The sequence below is a fragment of the Microbacterium sp. CIAB417 genome (genome assembly GCF_022788845.1).
Genome location: NZ_JAHZUT010000006.1, coordinates 123,516 through 148,170, shown reverse-complemented (window position 1 = coordinate 148,170; position 24,655 = coordinate 123,516). Strand labels below are relative to the sequence as shown.

Here is a 24,655-nt window from a genome sequence, read left to right as displayed (position 1 = left end):
TTCACCGCGGCTCGGACAGACGGGCGAGCAGCTCGGTGAGCAGCGCCTCGGCGACCGGCGCCGGCAGCTCCTCCACGAGCGCCATCAGCCCCGCCAGGGGGCGGTCCGAGGTCGCGCGGGCCGCTCCGGCAAGTCGCAGCAGCCGCCAGGCTGCGGCGGGCCCCGGGACGCGCCGCGCCCCGTACCCGAGCGCGCGGACCGCCGCCGCGAGCGCGCGCCCGTCGGCCGGGGGACGCCCGCGCACGGCATCCGCCGCCTGCACGAGAGCGCGGCGGAACCCGCCGAGCTCCCGTTCGAGCACAGGAGTGAGCGTGAGGTGGGCGCTGCGCGGCAGCCGGGTTCCGTCCGCCTGGACGAAGCCGGGCTGATGCTGGATGCGCCAGCCGCGCCGCGCGAGCTCGTCGGCGAGCCGATGCGGGTCGACCCTCAGCGCGGGCATCGCTGTGGGATCCGCGATCAGGGCGAGGGCGGGGCCGACCGGGTCGCCGAGAACGACGAGACCGGGGATGCCGTCCACCTCCGACCGGATGCCCGTCGCCACTCGCCGGATCGATGCGGTGAGCTCGGCGAATCCGGAGTCCCCCAGCCGCTGCACGATCGCCCAGGATGCCGCGAGCGGAGACGCCGACTTCGATCCGAGCAGGGTCGGGTTGACGACCGGATAGCCCGGCCATCGCGTGGTCGCGAAGAACTGCGCGCGATGCTGACGCCGCCCGCGGTGCAGCAGCACCGAGACGCCCTTCGGGGCGTACCCATACTTGTGCAGATCCGCCGAGATGCTCGTCACGCCGGTGACCCGGAAGTCCCACGCGGGCGCATCCGTCCACCACGGCAGCACCAGACCGCCGAAGCACGCGTCGACGTGACAGCGGATGCCGTGCGCCTGCGCGGCGGCGGCGACGGCGCGGATCGGATCGAGCGCGCCGCTGGGGTACGCCGGCGCGGACACGACGACGAGCGCGACGTCCCCGTCCATCCGGGCGATGACGTCCTCGGCGGCCACCGCGCCGTCCGGGCGGCACGGAACCGTGTCGAGTTCCAGGTCGAACAGTCTGGCCGCCTTCTGGAACGCCGCGTGCGCGGTGGCCGGTACCAGCAGTCGCGGACGGCGGCCGGACGCCGTCGACCCGTGCTCGGCCCGCCACAGGTCGCGCGCGGTCTTCACGGCGAGCAGGCAGCTCTCCGTGCCGCCGCTCGTCACGGAGCCGACGACATCGCGCCGCCCGTGCAGCGCCCGACGGACGAATCCGAGGACCTCCCGCTCCATGACGGCCACGGACGGGAAGACCGTGGGGTCGAGGGCGTTCACGGGCCGGGCGAGGGATGCCGCGGCATCCGCCAGTTCGTCCAGCTCGGGCACCCCGGCGTCGTAGACATAGGCGAGCACGCGGCCGCCGTGCGTGGGCGCGTCGGCCGCACGCAGATTCCGGAGGCGGTCGAGGATGCCGGTCACGCCGAGGTCCCGACGATGTCGCGCTCGCGCAGACGATACCCGGAGAGGGTCACGAGGCTGAGGACCATGAGCGCGGCGGGCAGCGCGCTGAAGGCCACCGCGATCCCCGCGACCGCGGCCCCCGGCTGATCGACCGACACGCCGGCGGTCGACTCGACATACCCGGTGGCGGCGAGCACGACCGAGAGCACGGTCGCCCCCAGCGCCATGCCCGTGGTCTCCCCCGCCGTCCAGACGCCGCTGAAGACGCCGGAGCGGTTCTCGCCGCGCTGCGCGGAACGGTCGTGCGCGATGACGTCCGGCAGCATCGCCATCGGCAGCGTCTGCATCCCGGCGTACGCGGCGCCGGCCAGCGCGACGGGAGCGAGGATCCACCAGCCCGGCAGCCACGCCATCCCCACCAGGACGAGCGTCGCCACGAGGAAGACCAGACTGGCGAGCCGGAGCGCCCGCTCCTTCCCCACGCGATCGGCGACGGCTTTCCACACCGGGGCCATCAGCAGCGCCGGAGCGATGAGGGCCGCGAACAACGGGGTCACGGCGCCCTCGTCGTGGAGGATCCACCGTGCGACGAACTGCGCGGCGGCGAGCATGAGCCCGGTCGCGAGTCCCTGGATCATGAACGTCGCCAGCAGCGCCCGGAACGGGCCGCTCTCGCGCAGCACCCGGATCCCGGCGCGGTAGTGCGCACCGATCGACAGGCCGGCGACGACGGGCAGCGGTGGTCGCTGCGGCGCGACGGATGCCGCCACGAGCATCCCCGCCGCCAGCACGATCCCGGCGACGAGCGCCATGACCAGGTAGCCGCGCAGCGGATCGTCGGGGAACAGACCGCGCAGCTCGGGCCCGCCCGCGCCGAAGAGGAGGATCGCCAGCGTCAGCACGACGACCCGCCAGCTCAGCAGTCGCGTGCGCTCGCGGTAACTGTCGGTGAGCTCGGCGGGCAACGCGATGTAGGGCACCTGGAACAGGCTGAAGCAGGTGGCGGCGAGCATGAAGGCCACGAGCACCCAGAGCGCGGAGGGCACCGGCCCCAGCCCGCCCGGCACGGCGAACGTCGCGACGAAGGCGACCGGCAGTCCGATGCCGCCCAGGACCATGAAGCGACGCCGAGACCCGGCGTGCGCATACGAGCGGTCGCTGAGGCCGCCGATGACCGGATCGATGAGCACGTCCCAGATCTTCGCCGCCGTGACGATCGCGCCCGCGGCCAGGGCCGTCACACCGAGGGAATCAGTGAGGTAATACACGAGGACGAGACCCGGCAGCGTGGCGAACCCGCCCGTGCCGAGCGACCCGATGGCGTAGCGGGCGACCTGCCCCCTGGTCAGCGCAGAACTCCCCGGTGAATCCATGGGCTCACTCTAGGGCGTCCGGCAGGCCGGGCAGCGCATCCGGGGAAGAGGTGCCCATGCTCGGCGGTGGCGGGTGCAGGGCACCGCTCGTTACCCTCGGAGGCCGGAGCATTCCACGAACACATCCTCGACAGGAGCGACATGACGAACCCCACGAGCCCCGAGCCGAACTACACCCCGCCCGCGCCCGCCACCGGGCAGCCGGCGCCCGCGGCATCCGGGTACCCGGTCTATCCCGACCCCGCGGCGGCCCCCGCGCCGGTCCCCGGTCGCGGACTCGCGATCACCGGATTCGTGCTCGCGTTCGTGCTGCCGTTCATCGGACTCATCATCAGCATCATCGCGACCGTGAAGCTCGGCAAGGCCGGAGCCCCCAAGGGCCTCTCGATTGCGGGCATCATCATCGGCGCGATCCTCACCGTGGTGGGGATCATCGTCGGCATCGCGCTGATCACGCTGTTCGCCGGCATCTTCGCCACGTGCGCGGAGCTCGGCCCCGGCGTGTGGGACGTGGGCGGCGTCACCTACACCTGCGGTTGACCCGCTCCTCGTTCCCGCCGCAGAGCACGACGTCGCAGGATCCGACCCGGATTCCTGCGACGTCGTGGTGTCTTTCGGCTTGGACGCTCAGCGCTTGTAGTTGGGCGCCTCGACGACGATCTGCACGTCGTGCGGGTGCGACTCCTTGAGACCCGCGGCCGTGATGCGAACGAACCGGCCGCGCTGCTTGAGTTCCTCGATCGTGCGGGCCCCGACGTAGAACATCGACTGACGCAGCCCGCCGACGAGCTGATAGGCGACGGCCGAGACCGGGCCGCGGTAGGGCACCTGGCCCTCGATGCCCTCGGGGATCAGCTTGTCGTCGCTGGGGACGTCGGCCTGGAAGTAGCGGTCCTTCGAGTAAGAGGTCTGCTTGCCGCGCGTCTGCATGGCTCCGAGCGAGCCCATGCCGCGGTACTGCTTGAACTGCTTGCCCGACTGGAAGACGATCTCGCCCGGCGACTCGTCCGTGCCGGCCAGGAGCGAACCGAGCATGACCGCGTCCGCGCCGGCGACCAGGGCCTTGGCGATGTCGCCGGAGTACTGCAGACCGCCGTCGGCGATCACCGGGATCCCGGCGGGGGCGGCGGCCAGCGAGGCCTCGTACACCGCGGTGACCTGCGGGACGCCGACACCGGCGACCACGCGCGTGGTGCAGATGGACCCCGGGCCCACGCCGACCTTCACGGCATCCACCCCGGCGTCCACGAGCGCCTGAGCGCCCTCGCGGGTGGCGACGTTGCCGCCGATGACGTCGATGTGCTCGAACGTCGGGTCGGCCTTGAGCCGCTTGACGAGGTCGATGACTCCCTGCGACTGCCCGTTGGCGGTGTCCACCACGAGCACGTCCACTCCGGCATCGCGCAGCGCCTCGGCGCGCTCCCAGGCGTCGCCGAAGAACCCGATCGCCGCGCCGACGCGCAGGCGGCCCTGGTCGTCCTTCGTGGCCAGCGGGTACTTCTCGCTCTTGTCGAAGTCCTTGATGGTGATGAGACCGGCGAGCTTGCCCTCGCCGTCGATCAGCGGCAGCTTCTCGACGCGGTGCTTCGCGAACAGCGCGATGACCTCCCCCGCGGCGACGCCGACGGGCGCGGTGACCAGACCCTCGCTGGTCATGACGTCCTTGACGAACGTTGTCTGGCGCTCGAAGCCGGACACGAAGCGCATGTCGCGGTTGGTCACGATGCCGACGAGCTTGCCGTCGGGGTCGACGACCGGGAGACCGGAGATGCGGTACTTCGCGCACAGCGCGTCGACCTCTTCGACGGTCGCCTCGGGCGTCGTCGTGATCGGGTCGGTGATCATGCCCGACTCGCTGCGCTTGACGCGGTCGACGTGCGCGGCCTGGTCGGCGATGGAGAGGTTGCGGTGCAGGATGCCGATGCCGCCCTCGCGTGCCATCGCGATGGCCATGCGCGATTCCGTGACGGTGTCCATGGCGCTGGAGAGCAGCGGGGTGGCGACCGAGATGCGCCGGGTGATCCGCGAGGAGGTGTCCGCCTCGCTCGGGATGACGTCGGTGTGCCCCGGCAGGAGCAGCACGTCATCGTAGGTGAGTCCGACGAAGCCGAACGGATCGTGCTGGTCCATGGATGATCCTCCTGGGGGGGCGACGGGCGGCGAGGGTGTACCAATTCTAAGCGCCGCAGGGGTGGGAAAATTCCCGGAGCGCGGCTCGCCGGTGCCCGCGACGGACCGTGGCCATATCGTGCCTTGGCCGAAACAGAATCGACACACTACGCTCGTACCGTCGTACATCAGGGCCGATGAACAACTCCGTCTTGGTCTGTGTACTGGACAGGAGGTTCTGTGAGTCCGACGATCTCGGCGAAACGGAGCGGAATCCGATGGGCCATCGCCCTGATCGGTACGCTCCTCGCCTTCGCCTTCCTGGTGCTGCAGCCACCACCGCCCGCAGCGGCGGACGAGACCGACGACGGCCAGGAGGTCACCGACTTCTACCTCGCCGGTGTCATCACGTTCGACGACGAGCCCGTCGCGGACGTCACGATGTCCGTCGAGGGCGGCGGCTTCGAGGCCGAGACCGAGACGGATGCCGAGGGCCGGTGGCGCCTGTACGTGCCCGAGAGGGCGGTGTACACACTGACCGTCGATGAGGACACGCTGCCGGACGGCGTGATCGTGGATGCGTCGCAGCTGCCCGAGGGCATGCAGCCGGTGTCGGGGACGACGGCGTCGTTCGAGGTCGAGTTCGGACTCACCGGCACCAAGATCGTCAACCTCTTCCTCGGCGAGGGCGTGCGCGAGACCACGTCGTTCCTCGACCAGCTGCTGTCGCGGATCGTCGGCGGGCTGAACTTCGGCCTGCTGCTGGGACTTGCCGCGATGGGTGCCGCACTCATCTACGGCACGACCCGGCTGTCGAACTTCGCCCACGGCGAGATGGTGACGTGGGGCGCCGTGGTCGCGCTGATCGTCACGGCCTACTGGGACCTGCCGGTCTGGCTCGGCGTCATCGCCGCGATCGCCGCGGGCGGCCTGCTCGGCTGGGCGCTGGACGCCGGGCTGTGGCGGCCGCTGCGCCGTCGCGGGCTCGGCGTCGTGCAGCTCATGATCGTGAGCATCGGACTGTCGCTCGCACTGCGCTACGGCCTGCAGTACCTGATCGGCGGCGGCACGCAGCAGCTGCCGGGTGCGAGCCCCACGCCGATGAAGCTCGGGCCGATCTCGCTGTCGTACATCGACATCATCGGCATGACCATCAGCCTGGTCGTGATCCTGGGCGTCGCGTTCTTCCTCACGCGCACGCGCGTCGGCAAGGCCACCCGCGCGATCTCGGACAACCCGCAGCTGGCCGCGGCCTCCGGCATCGACGTCGACAAGGTGATCCGCATCGTGTGGATCCTCGCCGGCGTGCTCGCCGCGATCTCCGGCATCCTGTGGGCGTACTTCCGGCCCGGCGTGAAGTGGGACATGGGCATGCAGATGCTGCTGCTCATCTTCTGCGCGATCACGCTGGGCGGGCTCGGTTCCGCGATCGGCGCGCTCATCGGATCGATCATCGTCGGCCTCGCGGTCGAGGTGTCGACGCTGCTTGGTGTGCCGAGCGACCTCAAGTACGCCAGCGCCCTCGTCGCGCTGATCGTGATCCTGCTGGTACGGCCCCAGGGCCTGCTCGGCCGCAAGGAAAGGTTGGGCTGACGCATGGACTTCGGCAACATCTTCGGCAACACCGCCTCGTACCTGTTCAGCCCTACGACGATGGCCTACGCGCTGGCCGCGACCGGCCTCGCCGTGCACTTCGGCTACACGGGCCTGCTGAACTTCGGCATGGCGGCCTTCATGGCCATCGGCGGCTACGGCTACGCCATCGCGATCCTCAGCTTCGGCGCCCCGTGGTGGGCGGGCATGCTCGCCGGCCTCGCGGGCGGTGCGCTGTTCGCGCTCGTCCTCGGCATCCCGACCCTGCGCCTGCGCGCCGACTACCTCGCGATCGCGACCATCGCGGCCGCCGAGGTCGTCCGCCTGCTGTTCCTCACCGAGCTGTTCAAGGAGTGGACGAACTCGGCCGGCGGACTGTCGGGCTACCACCAGAGCTTCCGCGACATCAACCCGTTCCCGCCGGGCACCTACGGCTTCGGTCCGTGGACCTACAACGCGAACGACCTGTGGGTGCGCGTGTTCGGTCTCATCGTGCTCGCGCTCGCGGTGCTCCTGGTGTGGGCCCTGATGCGCAGCCCGTGGGGCCGCGTCCTCAAGGGCATCCGCGAGGACGAGGACGCGGTGCGCTCGCTGGGCAAGAACGTCTTCGCGTACAAGATGCAGGCGCTCGTCGTCGGCGGTGTGCTCGGAGCACTCGGCGGCATCGTGTTCGTGCTTCCCTCGGCCGTGGTGCCCGGGAGCTACTCGACGTCGCTGACGTTCTTCCTGTGGACCATCCTCCTGCTGGGCGGAGCGGCCACCGTGCTCGGGCCGACGCTGGGCGCCGTGCTTTTCTGGGTGGTGTTCGCCTTCCTCGGCAGCCTCCTGCCCGCGATGGCCGACGCCGGACTGCTGCCCATGAGCGCCGCCCAGGCCGACATGGTCCGGTACATCCTGATCGGTGTCGTCCTGATGCTGATCGTGATCTTCCGGCCACAGGGCATCCTCGGGAACAAGAGGGAGATGACCTTTGTCAAGTGAAGTGAATCCGTCGCAGCCGACGACGCCGAGCGCCCCGCGGCAGAAGACGACCGGCCTGGCCAAGGGCCCGGCGGCACCAGGGGTCGCGAAGGTCGACCCGATCCTCGTCGCGGACGGCGTGACCCGTCATTTCGGCGGCCTGACGGCCGTCGACGTGGACCACGTCGAGATCCCGCGCGGCGCGATCACCGCGCTCATCGGCCCCAATGGCGCGGGCAAGACCACGCTGTTCAACCTGCTGTGCGGGTTCGACAAGCCGAACGCGGGGACGTGGTCGTTCGACGGGAAGAACCTCTCCGGGGTCCCGTCGTTCAAGGTCGCCCAGCTCGGGCAGGTGCGCACGTTCCAGCTCACCAAGTCGCTGTCGCTGCTCACGGTGCTCGAGAACATGAAGCTCGGCGCCCCGCACCAGCGGGGCGAGGGGTTCTGGGCGAGTCTTTTCCCGTTCCTGTGGCGCGATCAGGAGGCAGAGATCGAGCAGCGGGCGCGCGAGCTGCTGGTGCGCTTCAAGCTGGACGCCAAGGAGAAGGACTTCGCGGCCTCGCTGTCCGGCGGACAGCGCAAGCTGCTCGAGATGGCGCGCGCGCTGATGAGCGAGCCGAGCTTCGTGATGCTCGACGAGCCGATGGCCGGGGTCAACCCGGCGCTCACGCAGTCGCTGCTCGACCACATCCTGGGCCTGAAGGACCTCGGCATGACCGTGCTGTTCGTCGAGCACGACATGCACATGGTGCGCCATATCGCCGACTGGGTGATCGTCATGGCCGAGGGGCGCGTGGTCGCCGAGGGCCCGCCCGAGACGGTCATGGAGGACCCGGCTGTCGTGGACGCCTACCTGGGCGCGCACCAGGACGTCGACCTGGGCGCGGTGACCGGGCGCATCTCGGTGGTCTCGGATGCCGCGGCCACCCGCCTCCGCGAGCAGATCGAGACCGAGGCGGAGGCGGAGATCGAGGGCGGACCCGCGCCCGAGGACACGCAGGAGGAGAAGTCATGACCGAGGACACCCGCGGCGTCCCTTCGCCCGACTCGGGGCAGGCGACGCCGAGCGTCCACGCCGGAGAGGACGTCGTCGTCGAGCTGACGGATGTTCACGCCGGGTATCTCCCCGGAGTGAACATCCTCAACGGAGCGCATCTGACCGCGCGCCGAGGAGAGCTCATCGGCATCATCGGCCCGAACGGCGCGGGCAAATCGACGCTGCTGAAGTCGATCTTCGGCATGGTGCAGGTGCGTCAGGGCGACATCACCGTCAACGGCGAGAGCATCGTGGGCCTGAAGGCCGACAAGCTGGTGGCGCGCGGCGTCGCGTTCGTGCCGCAGACGAACAACGTCTTCCCCTCGCTCACGATCGAGGAGAACCTGCAGATGGGCCTGTACCAGAACCCGAAGGCGTTCGCGGAGCGGCTCGAATTCGTCACCGGCATCTTCGCGGAGCTCGGCAAGCGCCTCAAGCAGCGTGCGGGATCGCTGTCCGGCGGTGAGCGCCAGATGGTCGCGATGTCGCGGGCGCTGATGATGGATCCCTCGGTGCTGCTGCTGGACGAGCCGTCGGCGGGTCTCTCGCCGGTGCGTCAGGACGACGCGTTCATCCGCGTCTCGGACATCAACAAGGCCGGCGTCACGACGATCATGGTGGAGCAGAACGCCCGGCGCTGCCTGCAGATCTGCGACCGCGGGTACGTGCTCGATCAGGGACGCGACGCCTACGAGGGAACGGGGCGCGATCTGCTGAACGACCCCAAGGTCATCGGCCTGTACCTCGGCACCCTGGGCACCGACGCGGCGTAACCGACGCACGAAGAAGGGCTCCGGATGCCGAGCATCCGGAGCCCTTCCGTCGTCTCACTTGATGCGGGACTGGATGTTCTCCGCGTCGAACTCGTAGACGCCGATGGCCGCGCCCTTCGGATCGTTGTTCTCGTCGAACGTGATCTCACCGGAGTAGCCGTCGTAGTCCGGGGTCCCCCCGGCGTTGATGATCTCGGCGCAGTCGGCGAAGCTCGTGCACTTCTCGCCCTCGCCCTCGCCGCCGGAGACCAGGCGCATCGCGCCCGCGATGTCCTCGCCCTCCACCGACACGGCGTACAGCGCCGACAGGGCGATGAGCGTCGCGGCGTCGTAGGCCTCGGCCGAGTAGGTCAGAGCGTCGATCGGCTCGTTGCCGCCCGCCGTCCAGACCTCGTTGAGCTGGTCGATGAAGTCATCCGGCAGCTCGGCGCCCGCACGCGTGCCCTTGGAGCCCTCGAGGCTCACGGGCAGGTCCGGCCAGTCCTTCAGGTTGCCGTCGACGAGGTACAGCGCGCCGGTGTCGACGCCCGCGTTGCCCAGCAGCGGCGCGATGGTCGCGAACTGGTCGTAGGACACGACGGCCACGGCGTCCGGGTTCTCGGCCGCGATCGTCTGGACCTGCGCGTTGAACTGTCCGTCGCCCTGGTTGTACGAGGCCTCGGCGACGACCTCGCCGCCCGTGCCCTCGAACGTCGTCTTGATGGCCTCGAACAGTCCGGTGCCGTACGGGTCGTTCTGGTAGATGATGCCGAGGGTCTTGTGGCCGTCCTCGGCGATCTGGTTGGCGAGCACCTCGCCCTGCAGGTTGTCGCTCGGGGCGGTCCGGAAGTACAGCGGGTTGATGCCCGTGAAGTCCGGCGACGTGTTCGAGGGCGACACGGTGAGGATGCCGGCGCCGGCGTTGCCGTCAAGGATCAGCTTCGTGACGCTCGAGGAGGCGGCGCCCACCATGGCGTTGATCCCGGCGCTCTGGAGGTTGGTGATCGAGGTCTCGTACGCCTTGTTGTCCAGGTCGCCCTCGTCCTCGCTGACGAGCTCGACCTGGATGCCGGCATCCGCCTCGTTGATCTGGGAGACCGCGAGCTGGACGCCCGCCTCCATCGGCGCCCCCAGGAACGCCAGCGTTCCCGTCGCAGGAAGGAGCGAACCCAGAGTCAGCGACAGATCGACGTTCTCGGGACGCTCGTTCGTCGGCTCCGATGATTCGGGAGCGGGGGTGCCTGTGCTGCACCCCGCGATGACCAGCGCCGTCGCTCCCAGCAGTGCGATTCCTGCCAGCAGCTTGGGGCGCGAACCCTGCAAACCGTTCATATTGCTCCTTCGACAACAGCGGACGTGGCGGTACCACGTTCGGGTGCTCTAACACTAAGACCGGGCCGCGCGCCCGCGGGTATCGGTGCGCTAACGATCTTGTTTCGCGGAGATGACGGTGTTCCTGGCGGGTTCAGACCGGTTCGACGGGGGCGACGCGTCGGTGACGTCGGGCGGCGAGGAGCAGGTCGACGATGAACACGGCGACGGCCGCCCAGACCAGGATGAAGCCGATCCAGCGCTCGGTCGGCATGGGCTCCTGCAGCACGACCACGCCGATGAGGAACTGCATGATCGGCGTGATGAACTGGATCATCCCGATCACCGTCAGGTCGATGCGCCGGGCCCCGGCCGCGAACAGCAGCAGCGGGACTGCGGTGGCGACGCCGGCGAAGCCCAGCAGCACCGTGTGCCACACCCCGTTGTTCCCGATCGTGATGCCGGTCGTCGCGCCGACCGCGATCAGCTGGACGACCGCGATCGGGATGAGCCAGAACGATTCCAGCGTCAGACCGCTGAGGGCGTCCACGGACGGGCCGATCTTCTTCTTGATCAGCCCGTACACGCCGAATGAGAGCGTCAGGGTGAGCGCGATCCACGGCACCGTCCCGTACGCGACGATGATGACGATCACCGCGAGCGCCGCGATGCCCACGGCGACCCACTGCAGGCGGCGCATCCGCTCGTGCAGGACGAACACTCCCAGGAGCACGGTGGTGATCGGGTTGATGAAGTACCCCAGCGCCGTCTCGACGACCTTGTCGTCGAGGGTGCCGATCAGGAAGGCCTGCCAGTTGACGTAGATCAGCAGCCCCGCGAGGGCGGTGAGCCCGAGCAGTCGCGGCTGCCGCACGATCGCCCACAGCCGCTGCCAGCCGCGCATCACGGCGAGCAGGATCACGCAGAACACGAGCGAGAACAGCACGCGCCACGCCACGACCTCCCATGCCTGGGTGGGGGCGAGCAGGAGGAAGTACAGCGGGAGGACACCCCACAGCAGGTAGGCGCCGAGGGCGTAGGCGACCCCGGCGGTCTCGGTGCGGGGCGTTCTCTGCGTACTCACCGATCAACTCTATGACCGGCTCCGGATGCCGGATGCTCGCCGCCGGCGAGATCGGCAGGAATCGCGCGACGCGCGTCCGGGGATGCACGAAGGCCCGGATGCTGATGCGTCCGGGCCTTCGAGGCTATGTGCGCTGCGATCAGCGGACGACGACCGCGAGGACGTCGCGCGCGGAGAGCACGAGGAACTCGTCGGCGCCGAACTTCACCTCGGTGCCGCCGTACTTGCTGTAGAGCACGCGGTCGCCGACGGCGACGTCGAGCGGGACGCGGTTGCCGTTGTCATCGATGCGGCCGGGGCCCACGGCCACGACCTCGCCCTCCTGGGGCTTCTCCTTGGCGGTGTCGGGGATGACCAGCCCACTCGCGGTGGTCTGCTCGGCCTCGACCTGCTTGATGACGATGCGGTCCTCGAGCGGCTTGATGGAAACCGACACGGTCTACCTCTTCTTTCTTGACGCTGACACGAAAGACTCGTTCGCACTCTCAACCCGAGAGTGCTAATGCCAGTGTAGGACGTCGGCTGGCACTCACGCAATGCGAGTGCCAGTCGGCGCGACACGGAGGTCGAACGCGCGGCGCGTAGGCTGAACCGGTGGAGATGACCGAGCTCACCGCCCTGCTCACCCCGGACGGGCTTCGCCTGCTGGACGAGGTCGGGCGGATCGATTCCACGACGGATGTCGCCCGCGTGGTCAGCCGGTTGCGGGCCGCGGGGCACTCCCCCGATCTCGTGTCGGCCGTGGTCGGCCAGGCCCGGCTTCGCACCAGGGCATCCGCGAAGTTCGGCCCTTTCGCCGATCGGATGCTGTTCACTCAGGCGGGACTCGAGCAGGCCACGCGGCTGCCCGTCGCGGCACGTCATGCCGGACGCATCCGAGAGGCGGGATTCACCCGGGTCGCGGACCTCGGCTGCGGCATCGGCGGCGATGCCCTGGCCTTCGCAGGCGCGGGGCTGCGCGTGAGCGCCGTGGACGCCGATCAGGTCACGGCGGCGATCGCCGCGTACAATCTCGCCGCGTTCGGGGAGGAAGCCTCGGTCGCGCACGGCACGGCCGAGGACGCCGCGCGCACGCTTCTCGCAGAAACGCACGGATCTCGCAGCGATCCCGCGGAGACGGACGGGTTCCGTGACGTTCTGCGAAATCCGCGCGCGGAAGGCACGGCGGTGTGGATGGATCCGGCCCGCCGCACCTCCGGTCACGGCGAGACCCGGCGCCTGACGGCATCCGACTACTCGCCGCCACTGGACTGGGCGTTCGACCTCGCCGCGCGCATGCCGGCCGGCATCAAGCTCGGCCCCGGCCACGACCGCGAGGCGCTGCCCGAGGACGCCGAGGCGCAGTGGGTCAGCGCCGACGGCAGCGTCGTCGAGCTCGTGCTGTGGAGCGGGTCGCTCGCGCGCCACGGCGTCCGCCGCGCGGCGCTGGTGATGCGCGGGGACTCCGTCCACGAGCTCACCGCGGGCGCGGATGCCGAGGACGCCGCTGTGCGCCCGCTCGGCGCCTTCCTGCACGAACCGGACGGGGCGGTGATCCGCGCGCGCCTCATCGGCGATGTGGCGCGGAGCCTGGATGCCGGGATGCTGGACGAGCGCATCGCCTATCTCACCGGGGATGCCGCCGTCACGAGCCCGTTCGTGCAGTCGTTCCGGGTGCGCGAGACGATGCCGGCCAACCCCAAGGCGATCAACGCCGCATTGAGGACGGCGGACATCGGTTCGCTGGAGATCAAGAAGCGCGGCATGGACATCGATCCGGCCGCGTTCCGCAAGAAGCTCAGGCTCGACGGCGCGCAGAGCGCCACGCTCATCCTCACACGCGTCGGGAACCGGCGGATGGCCGTGCTCGCCGATCGGGTGTGACCCGGGTCAGCCGTCGACGTCCCCGGTCGTGTCGTCGATCGTCACGTCCACGACCGCCGGCGTGCGCTCGATCGTGAGGACCGGACCCCGCATCGACGACTCCGACACGTGGTACGCGGTCACGCCGCCGTCCGCCGCGCGGACCTCGAGGACGACCGGCGCGGCAGGATCGTCCGCGCAGGCCCGTTCGACGTCCTCGGCGACGACGATCGCGCACACCCCGACGCCGCTGTACTCCAGCCACACCGGTGTCGTGTCGTCGTAGCCGACGATCTGGAGGACTCCCCCGTCGACGCCCGTCTCCCGCTCGATGCGCTCCAGGATCGCGAGCTCATCCTCGGTGTACTGCGAACGCCAGTCCCACATGTCCTGCGTCCAGACCTCCGCGATGACGGCGAGTTCGCCATCGACGGTGCGCGCGAGGCTGACGCTGAGCTGAGCTCCCGCCTCGTCCCCGTCGCCGGACAGGATCACGGAGGCGTACAGGCCACTGCTGCGGTCCTCGAACTCCGCACTCGTGGCGCAGCCGCCATCGCGCCCGGCGTCGTGCGTGACGATGACGCACTGCTCGGCGCCCTCGCCTCTCGTGGCGTGCCAGATCGTCACGCCGTGCGCCTGTCCCACTGCGGTGATCGAACCGGGATCGTAGTCGTCGCTCGCCTCCAGCTCGGCCTGCTCCGCGCCGACGGCGAGCGACAGCGCGATCGACCGCACGACCGTCTGACCGAACACGGCGAACCCGACCCCGAACCCGACGAGCAGCGCCAGGCCGATCGCGGCGTAGGGCACCCAGCGACGCCATCGCGGGCGGGCGGCCTGTTCCTCTGGGGCGTGCGCCTCGTGCTCTGCGGGCTTCGCACGGTCGACCTCCTCCCCGGTGCCACCGGCGGCGTGCGCCGGTGCCGCTCCAGGGGACGCTGCGCCGTCGACGGGAGATTCCGCGACGGCGGATCCTTCGTCGTCACCGCCTCGCGAGGAGTCGGCGGGCGCGGGAGGCGCCACCCGGCGCTCCTCGAGGGCGCGCAGGCGCGCGGCATCCGCATCCGAGGGCTCGGCTCCGGGCGCGTACGCCTTCCGTTGCAGCTCCCGCAGCTCCGCGGACTCCTCCGGCGACAGCATCGGGGCTACCCGAACACCCCGGGCTGCATCGCGGCCCAGACGAGCCACCCGGCGCTGTACACCGTGGCGATGATCCCCAGCACGAGCGCCCACACCGCGAGAGCTCGGCTCTCCAACGGCCGTCGCAGCGACATGATCGCCGCGACGACGGCGACGATCGCCACCGGGATCCCCCACCCCACGAAGAAGGAGGCGATCAACGCGACGATCGCGGCCAGCAGGGCCCAGGGGCCGAGCCGGGCCGTGTCCTCCTCGATCGGCTGCTCCGACGTGCTCGGCGCCCAGGAACCGACCGCGTCCGCATCCGGCCCGCTCGCCACCACGGGCTCGATGCCCACGGGACCGGTGGGCAGCTTCGTGTACCCCTCACGGCGTGCGCCGGGGAGACGGGCCGTTCCCGCCGGCTTCTCGACCTCGGGGCTCGCCCCCTCGACGCGCGGCGCTCTCGTCTCGTCGCTCATGCCGCGACCCCCGCCCGCGCCACCTGGATCTCGGTGACGGGCAGCGTCGAGTCCGCACCGAACGCCAGAGTGGAAGGCTGCCGCCCCGACGAGATCAGCTCTGCGGCCAGTGCGGCGATCATCGCGCCGTTGTCCGTGCACAGCGACAGCGGCGGGATGCGCACCGTGACGCCCGCCGCGGCGGCGCGCTCGAGCGCGACCTCGCGCAGCCGCCGGTTCGCGATGACGCCGCCGCCGAGCAGCAGTCGTGGCACGCCGCGGTCCGCGCAGGCGGCGAGAGCCTTGGTGACGAGGACGTCGACGACCGCCTCGCGGAAGCTCGCCGCGACGTCGGCGACCGGCACCGGCCGTCCCTCCGCCTCGCAGCGCTCCACCCAGCGGGCGACCGCCGTCTTCAGCCCCGAGAAGGAGAAGTCGTAGCGGTGCTTCGCCAGGTCCGACGCCCGCGACAGACCGCGCGGGAAGCGGATCGCGTCCGGATCGCCCTCGAGCGCCGCCCGATCGATCTCCGGACCGCCCGGGTAGGGAAGCGACAGCAGGCGCGCCACCTTGTCGAAGGCCTCCCCCGCCGCGTCGTCCATCGTCTCGCCGAGCAGCTCGACGTCCGTCGTGAGATCCCGCACATGCAGGAGCGAGGTGTGCCCGCCCGACACGAGCAGGGCGATCGTCGGGTACTCCAGCGGCTCGGCATCCGGCGTCAGGATGTCGGCGGCGATGTGCCCGACCAGGTGGTTGACCGCGTACAGGGGCGTGCCGAGAGACACGGCGAGGCCCTTCGCGGCGCCGATCCCGACCATGAGAGCACCCGCGAGCCCCGGACCGGAGGTGACGGCGACGGCGTCCAGGTCCTCCAGCCGCACACCGGCCTCGGCGAGCGCCGCCTCGATCGAGGGCTGCAGCGCCTCGAGGTGCGCCCGGGCGGCGACCTCGGGTACGACGCCGCCGTAGCGGGCATGCTCGTCCATGCTCGACGCGATCGTGTTCGACAGCAGGGTGCGCCCGCGCACGATGCCGATCCCGGTCTCGTCGCAGCTCGTCTCGATGCCGAGCACCAGCGGTCCGCTCATGCCGTCTCCTCCTTCGTCGCAGCGCGGGCGGCGCCCGCACGGAGGTCGAGCCTCATCACGATCGCGTCGACGTCGTCGGGCTGGTAATAGCGCGGCCGGCGGCCGAGCTCCACGAAGCCCTCGGAGGTGTAGAGTCCCTCGGCCGCGGGGTTGTCGGCCCGGACCTCCAGGAACACCTCCCTGGCGCCCCGAGCGGATGCCTCGGCGAGCAGCGTCCTCAGCAGGGCGCGCCCGCGCCCGGCGCCACGGTGCGCGTCGAGCAGGGCGATCGTCTGGACGTCGGCGTCCGCCGCCCCCCGCACGCCGCGCAGTCCCGCGTAGCCGATGACGACGCCGCCCTCCTCGTCGACGATGTAGTGACTGTGCTCGCCCGCCAGTTCCGCGGCCATGGTCTCGGCGCTCCAGGCGTCGGTCGGGAACGAGGCGTTCTCGACCGCCATGATCGCCACGAGGTCGTCGGCGGTCGCCGGCCGGATCACGCGCTCACCTTCTTGGGCGCTCCGGGCATCGTCACGTCGGGCTGACGGAGGTACAGCGGCTCCTGACCGGCGAGGACGCGTCCCGCACCTACCGCCCGCCGGCCCACGCGGGCGAGGGACGCGGCATCCAGGACGGCGACCTCGACGGCACGGACGCCGTCCAGATGCGCCTCGGCGTCCGCGCGCGGGACCAGGACGGTCCCGGCGACGACGTTCGGGATGCCGTCGGCGTCCAGCCCCTCGAACACCGTGACGGCGACCTCGCGACGGCGCGCATCGGTCACGACGGCGAATCGGCCTTCCGCACCGTTCCGCTCGATCTCCGTGAGGGCGGGGGCGAGATGACTGGGGACGGGGATGACGTCGATGCCGCGTCCGAGCGCGAACGCCCGAGCCGTGGCGATGCCGATGCGCAGACCCGTGAAGGGCCCAGGCCCCATGCCGGCGACGACATGCGCGATCTCGCCTCCGCCCGCTTCGTCCAGCGCGGACGCGAGCAGATCCCCGATCACCTCGGCGTGCCCCAGCGGGTCGGGGCTGGAGGCGTCCGAGACGAGCGCTCCGTCGCCGTCGACGATGGCGACGGCCGAGCCCAGCGAGGTGTCGACAGCGAGGATCACCCTCCCAGGCTACTTGCTCGCGGTCATCCCAGCGGAGTGCGCACGTCGTAGTCCTGACCGTCCAGGATCACCTGGGCTGCGCGTCCGGTCGTGCGGTTCACGACGACCGGGGCGAGCAGGTTGACGCTGACTCCCGCGGTGGCGGGATGCGCCACCACGAGCAGCATCGCGTCCTCCGGCGCATGCAGCCCGAGATCCGCGACCTGTTCGTCGGTCAGCACGGGTTCGTAGCCGGCGATCACGGTCCGCGGATCCACGACGTACAGCCGCAGGTCCGGCACAGCGACCGCGCGCAGGGCGAACAGCCCCTCGGCCTCGTCGATCGCCGTGAGGGCGAAGTCCGTGTGCGGCGCCAGTCCCGGCGGCGGCGAGACGAAGCTCAGCGCGACGCTCATGCCAGGAAGTCCATCAGCGACGGCTGCAGAACGCGCGCGGTGACGGACAGCGCCGAGCGGTACACGAGCTCCTGCGCCTGCAGCTGCACGAGCACCTCCACGGAGTCGACGTCCTCGACGGCCGCCCTCCTCGCCTCCAGCGACACGGAATTCTGCACGGCGACCTCCTTCGCTCGCTCGACCTGCGCCTGCCGGCTTCCGACCGCGGCGTGGGCCCCTCGGAGGGCCGTGAGACGGTCATCGATCTCCGCGAGCCGAGGGCCCGCGTTCGTGCCCGATCGCAGGTCGGCGACGATCGAGTCGATCAGGGCGAACGCGGATCCGGCTCCCGTGCCGAAGGCCTCGGCCCCGTCCACGTCCACCCGGACCGAGCCGCCGTCCGAGATCCTGCGGACGACCTCGGCCCCGGGGATTCCGGAGTGCGCGTAGGCGGCATCGAACGCGGCCTCGTCCGAGGTCCCGGCGAAGACGGACCGTCCCAGCAGCCTCGTGTTCGCCACCGAGAGCAGCTCCTCGCGGATCCCCTCCAGCTCGACCGCGATCGCCTCCTTCGCGGTGGCGTCGAGCGCTCCGTCGTTCGCACCCTGGACCGTGAGATCGCGCACCCGGTTCATGAGCGCGGTGGCGGAGGCGAGCGCGGAGTCCGCGGTCGTCACCCACGCGAGCGCGTCGTCGATATTGCGGGCGTGCTGCTCGCCCCGGCGCTGAGCGGCGTGCAGGCCCAGCGCGGTCGCCGCAGCGGCCGGGTCGTCCGACACCGTCGCGAACGCCCGCTGGGACGACGCCTGCTCCTGCAGCCGGGCGAGCTCGGAGAGGTTCGCCTGCAGCTGCCGCAGGCTGGACTGCGTCATCGAGGACGAGGTGACTCGGGAGATCATGCGGGTCCTCCGATCAGCGTCCGACGACGCCCGTGCGGTTGATCAGGACGTCGAGCGCCTCGTCGACCGCGGTCATGACGCGGGCGGCCGCCTGATACGCGGTCTGGTAGGTGAGCAGGTTGATCGTCTCCTCGTCGCCGTCGACCGCGGCGACGGACTGCTGCGCCGTCACGGCGGAGACCGCGGAGGCCTCGGCCAGGCGCGCACGCTGCGCATCCGCTGCCACGCCGACGCCCAGTCGCGTGATGTGATCCACCCACAGGGCGTCCGGGGAGCCGTCGCGCTCCCCGATCTGCGAGATCGCGTCGGCGTTCGTGGAATCCCGCGCACCCGCGCCGGGAGCGCCCAGGGCGAGATCGGATGCCGAGGTCACCGCGACCCCGATCCCCAGCGCCGCGGGGCCGGTCGCCGACAGCGTGAAGAAGTCGCCGCCGGCCGCGCCGCCGGACGTCACTCCGGCACGGTGCTGGGCGTTCAGGGTGTTGACGAGGGATTCCGCCACGGCGTTGTACGCGGCGGCCAGCTGCGCGAGGGTGCCGTCCTCGTCGGCGGGCGCGAGCACGGACAGCGTCCCTCCGAGCTCTCCCGCGGCGATGGATGCCGAGGCCCCCGAGTCCGCCCAGGTCACCGTCAGCCGCCCGCCGGCGTCGATGCTGCGCGGCCCCTCCAGGACGAGGTGCCGGGCGGTGGTGCCGGCGACCAGCGGGTTGCCGTCGACGCGGACCGTCAGGGTGCCGTCCGCCTCGATGGTCGACACGCCGCCGACCGCCCGTGCGACGTTCTGTGCGAGCACGGATCGCTGGTCGATCAGCTCGTTCGCCGAGCGCCCGGACGCCTGGGCGTCCCGGATGGCGCGGTTCAGCGACGCGATCTGGTCGGCGCTCGCGTTGACCTGGGTGATCGTGCGGTCGGCTGCCGACCGGGCATCGCTCCACTGGGCGGCGACGGCACGGTATCCGCCGGCGATCTGGCCCGTGAGCTGCGCTGCCGACTGCAGCACGGCGCCGGCCGCCGCGGCCGAGTCCGGCGTGTTGGCGAGGTCCTGCCATCCCGCCCAGAAGCGGGACAACCCGGAGGCGAGACCGTTCTCGGTCGGCTCGGCCAGTGCGACCTCGGCGGTCGCTCCGGCAACGGCCCTGCTCGACCAGAAGCCGGATGACGCGAGCGCGTCGCGCACCCGAGCGTCCAGCAGGGCGTCGCCGAGGCGGGCGATCCCGGTGACCGCGACCCCGTCTCCGGGCACCGCTCCGGTCGAGAAGCGCCCGGACTGCGCGACGGCGGCGATCGACGACTGCGTCACGCGCTGCCGGGTGTAGCCCTCGGTCCGCTCATTGGCGATGTTCTGACCGACCACGTCCATGCCCCGGCGCGCGGCGGCGAGGGCGCTGGCCGCGGTGTTCAGTCCGCTGAAAGTCGACATGCTTCCTTCCGATCACATCTGGGTGTCGATGATGCGTGCAGCGTCGTTGCGCGCGCGATCGCCCCGCGTGGTGTACTCGCCGGTGTCGCCGGAGAGGTCGGCGATGGTCTCCTGGGTCGCGCGCAGAGCCGTTCGCAGCTGCTGGTCGTTCACGTCCCGGAGCTGACCGATCTCGCCGGTGAGACGGGTCAGTGCCCGGAGGTGGTCCTCGAACAGGTCGCGCCAGGCGTCCTGCGGCGCGACCGCGATGAGCTCCCGGATCGTCGCGCCCTCCGGCGCGCCCCATTCCAGAGCGACGATGTCCGATTCGACGACGCGCGCCATTCCGCTCGCCCGCAGCCGCTCGAGCACCTGCTCGATCTCGCGCGCGGCGAGATGGATCCAGCGCGACCGCCCAGCGGCGAGCAGCAGCTGCTGTTCGTCCAGCTTGAACAGCAGCATCTCCAGCAGCTCTCGCTCACGCCACAGCTGCATCGACAGCTCATTGGCTCCCATGGTTCCCCAATCCCCGCACTGACTCTCGATCGAGAATCCATGTATCACTGTCGGCCATCGCCACCATATGGTTACTATGTGGACTGGTGATGGGCAGTACTCCCCATGGACAGATCGTGTACCTCATGATATGTGCATCTGCTCTCGTCATTCCCCGATCCCCCGGTCGGAACTCCTGAGAGGTGGAAGTCCCCCGTGCCACCGCGCGCCGAACGCAACCGCCTGGTTGAAGACAATCTCCCCCTTGTCGGCTACCTCGCATCCGAAACACATGCCCGAGCCACCCACATCCCCCGCGAGGAGCTCGCGGCTGTCGGAGCGCTCGCCCTCGTCACAGCGGCGGACGCCTTCGACCCCACGCTCGGCGTCCCGTTCGGAGCCTACGCGCGCCGTCGCATCCTCGGGGCCTTCGCCGACGAGATGCGCTCGATGGACTGGGCGTCCCGCGGGACGCGCACGCGCATCAAGGAGACGGTATCGGTTCGCGACACTCTCGCCGCATCGCTCGGGCGCACCCCGACGGTGACCGAGATCGCCACGGCGATGGGCGTGGGCGAGGACGTCGTGGCGGGGGCGCTGGCGGACTCCGCACGGATCGTGACCACGCTGGACGATCCGGCGACCGCGGACCTCGCGACCGACCTGCCGCTGCCCGAGGAGTCCGCGGCGCTCGGCGAGCGTCGTCACGTGCTGGAGTCCGCGGTCGCGGCCCTTCCGGAGCGCATGCGCCGCATCGTCATCGCGGTCTATCTCGAAGAGCGTCCCGTGAAGGACATCGCCGAGGAGCTCGGCGTCTCTCACTCCGCGGTCTCCCAGCAGCGGGCCGAAGCCGTCCGCATGCTGCGGGACGTGCTGTCGCGCTATTTCGCCGAGGACACGCCGCCGGATCCGGTGTCCCGCGTGTCGGTGTCGGTGCGGGAGAGCTTCTACGCGCGGGTCGCCGAGATCGGCGGCCCGCGGCTCGCGCGCGTGTTCGCCGCCGTCGCCCCCGCGCCGGTTCCGGCGGCACTCTGAACCGCTGCCCTAACGCCTGCCTCCGCACTGCCGATAGGTGAGATCGGAGCCCACGGACGGGCTCCTGCTCGACCCAGTCACGGAGGAGAACACCATGGGTATGCAGATCAACACCAACGTGTCGGCGCTCAACGCCTACCGCAACCTGTCCAACACGCAGAACGACCTGTCCAAGTCGCTGGAGAAGCTGTCCAGCGGCCTGCGGATCAACCGCGCGGCGGACGACGCCGCCGGCCTCGCGATCTCCGAGGGCCTGCGCTCGCAGGTCAACGGACTGAACGTCGCCGCGCGCAACGCCCAGGACGGCATCTCGGTCATCCAGACCGCAGAAGGCGCCCTGACCGAGGTCCACTCGATCCTGCAGCGGGTCCGCGACCTCGCCGTGCAGGCCGGCAACGACTCGAACAATGCGGACTCGCGCGCCGCGATCCAGACCGAGGTCGCAGCCCTCGGCGAGGAGCTGAGCCGTATCGCCTCCGGCACGAACTTCAACGGCATCGACCTGCTGACGGGTGCGACGGCCGGCGACGGAACGGGCAAGCTCACCTTCCAGGTGGGCGCAGGTGCGACGGCCGCGAACGACCAGATCGCGGTGGACCTGACCGGCGCCGACATCACGGCCGTGGCCACCGCGATCAGCGCTCTCGACCTCGAGCAGGCCGGTGCGGCGGACGCGGATGCCGCGGCTGCGGCACGACTCGCGGCGATCGGCACGATCGACGCGCAGATCACGAGCGTCTCGGAGGCCCGTGCAGGCCTCGGTGCCGCTCAGAACCGCTTCGAGTCGACGATCAACTCGCTGAACGTCTCGTCCGAGAACCTCGCCGCCGCCGAGAGCCGCATCCGCGACACTGACATGGCGTCCGAGATGGTCAAGTTCACGGCTGCGAACATCCTGTCGCAGGCGGGCACGGCCATGCTGGCTCAGGCGAACCAGGTCAACCAGGGCGTGCTGCAGCTGCTGCGCTGATCCCGTTCCGGTGCCGGGGCGGTCCGCCGTCCCGGCACCGGCTGATTCCGGAAGGTCGACATGGCACTCTCACTCGACGGGCTCGTCTCCGGCCTCGACACCACGGCCCTCATCGACGCCCTGATGGACGTGCACGCCATCCCGCGCACGCTGCTCAAGGCCAAGGCGGACGACAAGGGCCTGATCATCTCGCAGCTGCAGACGCTCAACAGCTCCCTGCAGGACCTCGCCACGCGCGCGAAGGCCGCCGCGGACGGCTCGGCGCTCGCGGGGATGCGCGCGACGTCCTCCTCGGATGCCGTCGCGGTGACCGCCCGCCCCGAGGCGTCTCCTCTCACGACCGACATCGTCGTCGACCGCGTCGCCACGCGCCACTCCGTCGTCACCGCCGCGTTCGCGCAGCGGCCGGAGGCGCCCGCCGTCCTCACGATCGAGAACGCCGCGGGCGAGCTCACCGAGATCTCCGCGGCCTCCGGCAGCGCGGCTGACATCGCACGCGCGGTCAACGGTGCGGGACTCGGGATCTCCGCGATGGTCGTGTCCGCCGGCACCGACGCCGCAGGAGCCCCGCTGCAGCGCCTGCAGTTCACCTCGGCCGACACCGGTCAGGACGCCGCGTTCCGGATCCATCGCGGCGATGCCGCTTCGGTGGCCGCCGGCACCGCCGTCGACCTCGCTGCGGAGCCCGGTGGCGCCGTCATCACCACCGGCGCCGACGCCCGGATCCGCCTCTGGGCGGGGACCGCGGCGGAGCAGGTCGTCACGAGCTCCACCAACACCTTCACGGACCTCTTCGCCGGCGTCGACGTCACGATCGCCCGGGCATCCGCGGATCCGGTGACCGTCGGCGTCGACACCGACGTGGAGGGACGCACCAAGGCCACGGCCGACTTCGTCTCGCAGCTCGCCGGCCTCCTCACCCGGATCGACAACGGCTCGAAGGCGACCGTCGCGGACGGGCAGGGCACGGCCACGACGCTCGGAGTCTTCACCGGAGACAGCACGGTGCGCGCGCTGCGTCAGGCGCTCGCGGGTGCCGTGCAGCACCCCGTCGGCGGGACGTCTCCCTCATCCATCGGCATCTCCCTCGACCGCCACGGCGCGCTGTCCTTCGACGAGGAGACCTTCACGGCAGCGCTCGCGAAGGACCCGGATGCCGTCCAGAGCCTGGTCTCCGCGATCGCCGCGCGGGTCCAGGAGACGGCGGAGACCTACTCCGACCGCTACGACGGCCTGCTCACGGCCCGCATCCTGGGACAGGAGAGCGAGGTGCGTTCGCTCGGCGAGCAGATCGAACGCTGGGACGTACGCCTCGAACAGCGACGCGCGACCCTGGAGCGCACCTACGCGCGGCTGGAGACCATGCTGTCGCAGATGCAGTCGCAGTCCGACTACCTCACCTCGCAGCTCGCGAGCCTGTCCCCGTCGAAGCAGGGAGCCTGAGCATGAACGCCGCCGTCCGCGCGCAGCAGCGCTATCAGGAGGAGGCCGTGCTGTCGGCCACACCGCAGCGCCTCCTCACAATGCTCTACGACCGGCTGCTGCTGGACATCGATCGCGGGGAGGCCGCGCTGCGCCGCGGCGACGGGGCCGACGCGAACCGGCAGCTGCAGCACGCGCAGGCCATCGTCGCCGAACTGTCCGCGACGCTCACCGACGCGTGGAGCGGCAGTCAGGGACTGCGCGACATCTACGCGTTCCTGACCCGGACGCTCATCGCCGCCAACGTCGATCGCGACCCCCAGCAGGCGCACGCGTGCCGCGAACTCGTCGCACCGCTGCGCGACGCGTGGCATGCGGCGTCCGCCGATCTCGGGGCGGCATCCGCATGACCGATCCTGCGTGGGTCGCCCTACTGGAGCGGTTCGAGCGGGATCTCGAGACGATCGCGGCGGCCGGGGACGAGGCCTCCGGCGAAGTGCTCGCCCCCTGGGAGCCGCCCGCGGCGCCGCTGCCTCGCGAGCTCGAAGGCCGCGTGCGCCGGCTGCTCGATCGGCAGAGGGCGCAGCGCGCGCGCACTCGCGCCGTGCTGCGCGACCTCCGCGGCCAGCGGGACGCGCTGGGACGGATCCCGGCCGCACGCGGAGGCTCGGCGTATCTCGACACGCAGGCGTGAGCGGCGGCTTACGAACCGGACGCGGCGTCCGATAGAGCATTCCGAGCAGGGATAGCTCGCCAGATGCGGCCAGGGATCGGCCACCTCGCCACCGACGGGAAC

General features: G+C 70.8%; 26 protein-coding genes. 11 read left to right on the top strand and 15 right to left on the bottom strand.

Features of this window, described 5'->3' with window-relative positions; translation table 11 throughout:
* Position 1: 1 nt before the first annotated feature.
* Positions 2-1,453, bottom strand: coding sequence for an aspartate aminotransferase family protein (locus KYX17_RS24330; protein WP_243230573.1), 1,452 nt, complete (start codon positions 1,451-1,453; stop codon positions 2-4).
* Positions 1,450-2,808, bottom strand: coding sequence for an MFS transporter (locus tag KYX17_RS24325; protein WP_243230571.1), 1,359 nt, complete (start codon positions 2,806-2,808; stop codon positions 1,450-1,452). The genes KYX17_RS24330 and KYX17_RS24325 overlap by 4 nt, the downstream gene beginning before the upstream one ends.
* 141 nt (positions 2,809-2,949) lie before the next feature.
* Between KYX17_RS24325 and KYX17_RS24320 the strand changes: the two genes are divergently transcribed.
* On the top strand, positions 2,950-3,348 hold the full coding sequence (locus KYX17_RS24320; RefSeq protein WP_243230569.1) for a hypothetical protein: 399 nt from the start codon (positions 2,950-2,952) through the stop codon (positions 3,346-3,348).
* Between the two features lie 87 nt (positions 3,349-3,435).
* Here KYX17_RS24320 and guaB read toward each other — a convergent pair whose 3' ends face one another.
* Positions 3,436-4,938 carry an IMP dehydrogenase gene (gene guaB / locus KYX17_RS24315; protein ID WP_243230567.1) on the bottom strand — a complete coding sequence of 501 codons (1,503 nt, stop codon included), beginning with the start codon at positions 4,936-4,938 and terminating at the stop codon, positions 3,436-3,438.
* Positions 4,939-5,157: 219 nt separating this feature from the next.
* Between guaB and KYX17_RS24310 the strand changes: the two genes are divergently transcribed.
* Genes KYX17_RS24310 through KYX17_RS24295 form a run of 4 tightly spaced genes read left to right on the top strand, consistent with a single transcriptional unit; the run spans position 5,158 to position 9,282 of the window.
* Positions 5,158-6,510 carry a branched-chain amino acid ABC transporter permease gene (locus tag KYX17_RS24310; RefSeq protein ID WP_243230558.1) on the top strand — a complete coding sequence of 451 codons (1,353 nt, stop codon included), beginning with the start codon at positions 5,158-5,160 and terminating at the stop codon, positions 6,508-6,510.
* Between the two features lie 3 nt (positions 6,511-6,513).
* A complete protein-coding gene (locus tag KYX17_RS24305) occupies positions 6,514-7,491 on the top strand; it encodes a branched-chain amino acid ABC transporter permease (RefSeq protein WP_243230556.1) in 978 nt (325 codons plus the stop codon).
* Complete coding sequence (locus KYX17_RS24300) at positions 7,481-8,488, top strand: ABC transporter ATP-binding protein (protein ID WP_374208989.1); 1,008 nt, start codon at positions 7,481-7,483, stop codon at positions 8,486-8,488. Before KYX17_RS24305 ends, KYX17_RS24300 begins: the two co-directional genes overlap by 11 nt.
* Entirely contained in the window at positions 8,485-9,282 is a 798-nt protein-coding gene (locus KYX17_RS24295; RefSeq protein ID WP_243230554.1) for an ABC transporter ATP-binding protein, read from the top strand. Before KYX17_RS24300 ends, KYX17_RS24295 begins: the two co-directional genes overlap by 4 nt.
* A gap of 54 nt (positions 9,283-9,336) precedes the next feature.
* On the opposite strand, the gene KYX17_RS24290 is transcribed toward KYX17_RS24295, so the two are convergent.
* The 3 genes from KYX17_RS24290 to groES form a co-directional block, all read right to left on the bottom strand.
* Entirely contained in the window at positions 9,337-10,593 is a 1,257-nt protein-coding gene (locus tag KYX17_RS24290) for an ABC transporter substrate-binding protein (protein WP_243230552.1), read from the bottom strand.
* A 133-nt stretch (positions 10,594-10,726) separates the two neighbouring features.
* Positions 10,727-11,656, bottom strand: a complete 930-nt coding sequence (gene rarD / locus KYX17_RS24285) for an EamA family transporter RarD (RefSeq protein ID WP_243230545.1) — start codon at positions 11,654-11,656, stop codon at positions 10,727-10,729.
* Between the two features lie 139 nt (positions 11,657-11,795).
* A complete protein-coding gene (gene groES, locus KYX17_RS24280; RefSeq protein ID WP_017203655.1) occupies positions 11,796-12,092 on the bottom strand; it encodes a co-chaperone GroES in 297 nt (98 codons plus the stop codon).
* Between the two features lie 158 nt (positions 12,093-12,250).
* Here groES and KYX17_RS24275 point away from each other — a divergent pair, with 158 nt between their 5' ends.
* A complete protein-coding gene (locus KYX17_RS24275; protein WP_243230543.1) occupies positions 12,251-13,519 on the top strand; it encodes an SAM-dependent methyltransferase in 1,269 nt (422 codons plus the stop codon).
* 6 nt (positions 13,520-13,525) lie between these two features.
* On the opposite strand, the gene KYX17_RS24270 is transcribed toward KYX17_RS24275, so the two are convergent.
* From KYX17_RS24270 to KYX17_RS24230, 9 genes are read right to left on the bottom strand one after another with little or no spacing between them, the layout of a single operon-like run.
* Positions 13,526-14,638, bottom strand: a complete 1,113-nt coding sequence (locus tag KYX17_RS24270; protein WP_243230542.1) for a hypothetical protein — start codon at positions 14,636-14,638, stop codon at positions 13,526-13,528.
* Positions 14,639-14,643: 5 nt separating this feature from the next.
* The gene (locus KYX17_RS24265; protein ID WP_243230540.1) at positions 14,644-15,099 is read right to left on the bottom strand and encodes a hypothetical protein; all 456 of its coding nucleotides are present in this window, start codon (positions 15,097-15,099) and stop codon (positions 14,644-14,646) included.
* A complete protein-coding gene (gene tsaD, locus KYX17_RS24260) occupies positions 15,096-16,166 on the bottom strand; it encodes a tRNA (adenosine(37)-N6)-threonylcarbamoyltransferase complex transferase subunit TsaD (protein ID WP_243230539.1) in 1,071 nt (356 codons plus the stop codon). Before tsaD ends, KYX17_RS24265 begins: the two co-directional genes overlap by 4 nt.
* The gene (rimI, locus tag KYX17_RS24255; RefSeq protein WP_308220943.1) at positions 16,163-16,645 is read right to left on the bottom strand and encodes a ribosomal protein S18-alanine N-acetyltransferase; all 483 of its coding nucleotides are present in this window, start codon (positions 16,643-16,645) and stop codon (positions 16,163-16,165) included. Before rimI ends, tsaD begins: the two co-directional genes overlap by 4 nt.
* Positions 16,642-17,265, bottom strand: a complete 624-nt coding sequence (gene tsaB / locus KYX17_RS24250) for a tRNA (adenosine(37)-N6)-threonylcarbamoyltransferase complex dimerization subunit type 1 TsaB (protein ID WP_243230535.1) — start codon at positions 17,263-17,265, stop codon at positions 16,642-16,644. The genes rimI and tsaB overlap by 4 nt, the downstream gene beginning before the upstream one ends.
* Positions 17,266-17,288: 23 nt before the next feature.
* Entirely contained in the window at positions 17,289-17,660 is a 372-nt protein-coding gene (gene fliW, locus KYX17_RS24245) for a flagellar assembly protein FliW (RefSeq protein WP_243230532.1), read from the bottom strand.
* Entirely contained in the window at positions 17,657-18,538 is an 882-nt protein-coding gene (gene flgL, locus KYX17_RS24240) for a flagellar hook-associated protein FlgL (protein ID WP_243230531.1), read from the bottom strand. Before flgL ends, fliW begins: the two co-directional genes overlap by 4 nt.
* 13 nt (positions 18,539-18,551) lie before the next feature.
* Complete coding sequence (gene flgK, locus KYX17_RS24235; RefSeq protein ID WP_243230528.1) at positions 18,552-19,958, bottom strand: flagellar hook-associated protein FlgK; 1,407 nt, start codon at positions 19,956-19,958, stop codon at positions 18,552-18,554.
* A gap of 12 nt (positions 19,959-19,970) precedes the next feature.
* Positions 19,971-20,453 carry a flagellar protein FlgN gene (locus KYX17_RS24230; RefSeq protein WP_283818216.1) on the bottom strand — a complete coding sequence of 161 codons (483 nt, stop codon included), beginning with the start codon at positions 20,451-20,453 and terminating at the stop codon, positions 19,971-19,973.
* Between the two features lie 195 nt (positions 20,454-20,648).
* Between KYX17_RS24230 and KYX17_RS24225 the strand changes: the two genes are divergently transcribed.
* From KYX17_RS24225 to KYX17_RS24205, 5 genes are all read left to right on the top strand, one after another.
* A complete protein-coding gene (locus KYX17_RS24225; RefSeq protein ID WP_243230517.1) occupies positions 20,649-21,467 on the top strand; it encodes a sigma-70 family RNA polymerase sigma factor in 819 nt (272 codons plus the stop codon).
* 94 nt (positions 21,468-21,561) lie between these two features.
* Positions 21,562-22,437: a flagellin gene (locus KYX17_RS24220; RefSeq protein ID WP_243230511.1), complete on the top strand. Its 876-nt coding sequence runs from the start codon at positions 21,562-21,564 to the stop codon at positions 22,435-22,437.
* 60 nt (positions 22,438-22,497) lie between these two features.
* Complete coding sequence (gene fliD / locus KYX17_RS24215) at positions 22,498-23,880, top strand: flagellar filament capping protein FliD (RefSeq protein ID WP_243230508.1); 1,383 nt, start codon at positions 22,498-22,500, stop codon at positions 23,878-23,880.
* A 2-nt stretch (positions 23,881-23,882) separates the two neighbouring features.
* Positions 23,883-24,269, top strand: a complete 387-nt coding sequence (gene fliS / locus KYX17_RS24210) for a flagellar export chaperone FliS (protein WP_243230497.1) — start codon at positions 23,883-23,885, stop codon at positions 24,267-24,269.
* The gene (locus KYX17_RS24205; RefSeq protein ID WP_243230487.1) at positions 24,266-24,553 is read left to right on the top strand and encodes a hypothetical protein; all 288 of its coding nucleotides are present in this window, start codon (positions 24,266-24,268) and stop codon (positions 24,551-24,553) included. Before fliS ends, KYX17_RS24205 begins: the two co-directional genes overlap by 4 nt.
* Positions 24,554-24,655 lie beyond the last annotated feature (102 nt).

Bases quoted from the DNA above. Each gene is read 5' to 3' on its own strand.
- KYX17_RS24325 (WP_243230571.1), bottom strand. From the start codon at position 2,808: ATGGATTCACCGGGGAGTTCTGCGCTGACCAGGGGGCAGGTCGCCCGC.
- KYX17_RS24320 (WP_243230569.1), top strand. From the start codon at position 2,950: ATGACGAACCCCACGAGCCCCGAGCCGAACTACACCCCGCCCGCGCCC.
- guaB (WP_243230567.1), bottom strand. From the start codon at position 4,938: ATGGACCAGCACGATCCGTTCGGCTTCGTCGGACTCACCTACGATGAC.
- KYX17_RS24305 (WP_243230556.1), top strand. From the start codon at position 6,514: ATGGACTTCGGCAACATCTTCGGCAACACCGCCTCGTACCTGTTCAGC.
- KYX17_RS24295 (WP_243230554.1), top strand. From the start codon at position 8,485: ATGACCGAGGACACCCGCGGCGTCCCTTCGCCCGACTCGGGGCAGGCG.
- KYX17_RS24290 (WP_243230552.1), bottom strand. From the start codon at position 10,593: ATGAACGGTTTGCAGGGTTCGCGCCCCAAGCTGCTGGCAGGAATCGCA.
- KYX17_RS24270 (WP_243230542.1), bottom strand. From the start codon at position 14,638: ATGCTGTCGCCGGAGGAGTCCGCGGAGCTGCGGGAGCTGCAACGGAAG.
- KYX17_RS24265 (WP_243230540.1), bottom strand. From the start codon at position 15,099: ATGAGCGACGAGACGAGAGCGCCGCGCGTCGAGGGGGCGAGCCCCGAG.
- tsaD (WP_243230539.1), bottom strand. From the start codon at position 16,166: ATGAGCGGACCGCTGGTGCTCGGCATCGAGACGAGCTGCGACGAGACC.
- fliW (WP_243230532.1), bottom strand. From the start codon at position 17,660: ATGAGCGTCGCGCTGAGCTTCGTCTCGCCGCCGCCGGGACTGGCGCCG.
- flgL (WP_243230531.1), bottom strand. From the start codon at position 18,538: ATGATCTCCCGAGTCACCTCGTCCTCGATGACGCAGTCCAGCCTGCGG.
- flgK (WP_243230528.1), bottom strand. From the start codon at position 19,958: ATGTCGACTTTCAGCGGACTGAACACCGCGGCCAGCGCCCTCGCCGCC.
- KYX17_RS24230 (WP_283818216.1), bottom strand. From the start codon at position 20,453: ATGGGAGCCAATGAGCTGTCGATGCAGCTGTGGCGTGAGCGAGAGCTG.
- KYX17_RS24220 (WP_243230511.1), top strand. From the start codon at position 21,562: ATGGGTATGCAGATCAACACCAACGTGTCGGCGCTCAACGCCTACCGC.
- fliD (WP_243230508.1), top strand. From the start codon at position 22,498: ATGGCACTCTCACTCGACGGGCTCGTCTCCGGCCTCGACACCACGGCC.
- fliS (WP_243230497.1), top strand. From the start codon at position 23,883: ATGAACGCCGCCGTCCGCGCGCAGCAGCGCTATCAGGAGGAGGCCGTG.
- KYX17_RS24205 (WP_243230487.1), top strand. From the start codon at position 24,266: ATGACCGATCCTGCGTGGGTCGCCCTACTGGAGCGGTTCGAGCGGGAT.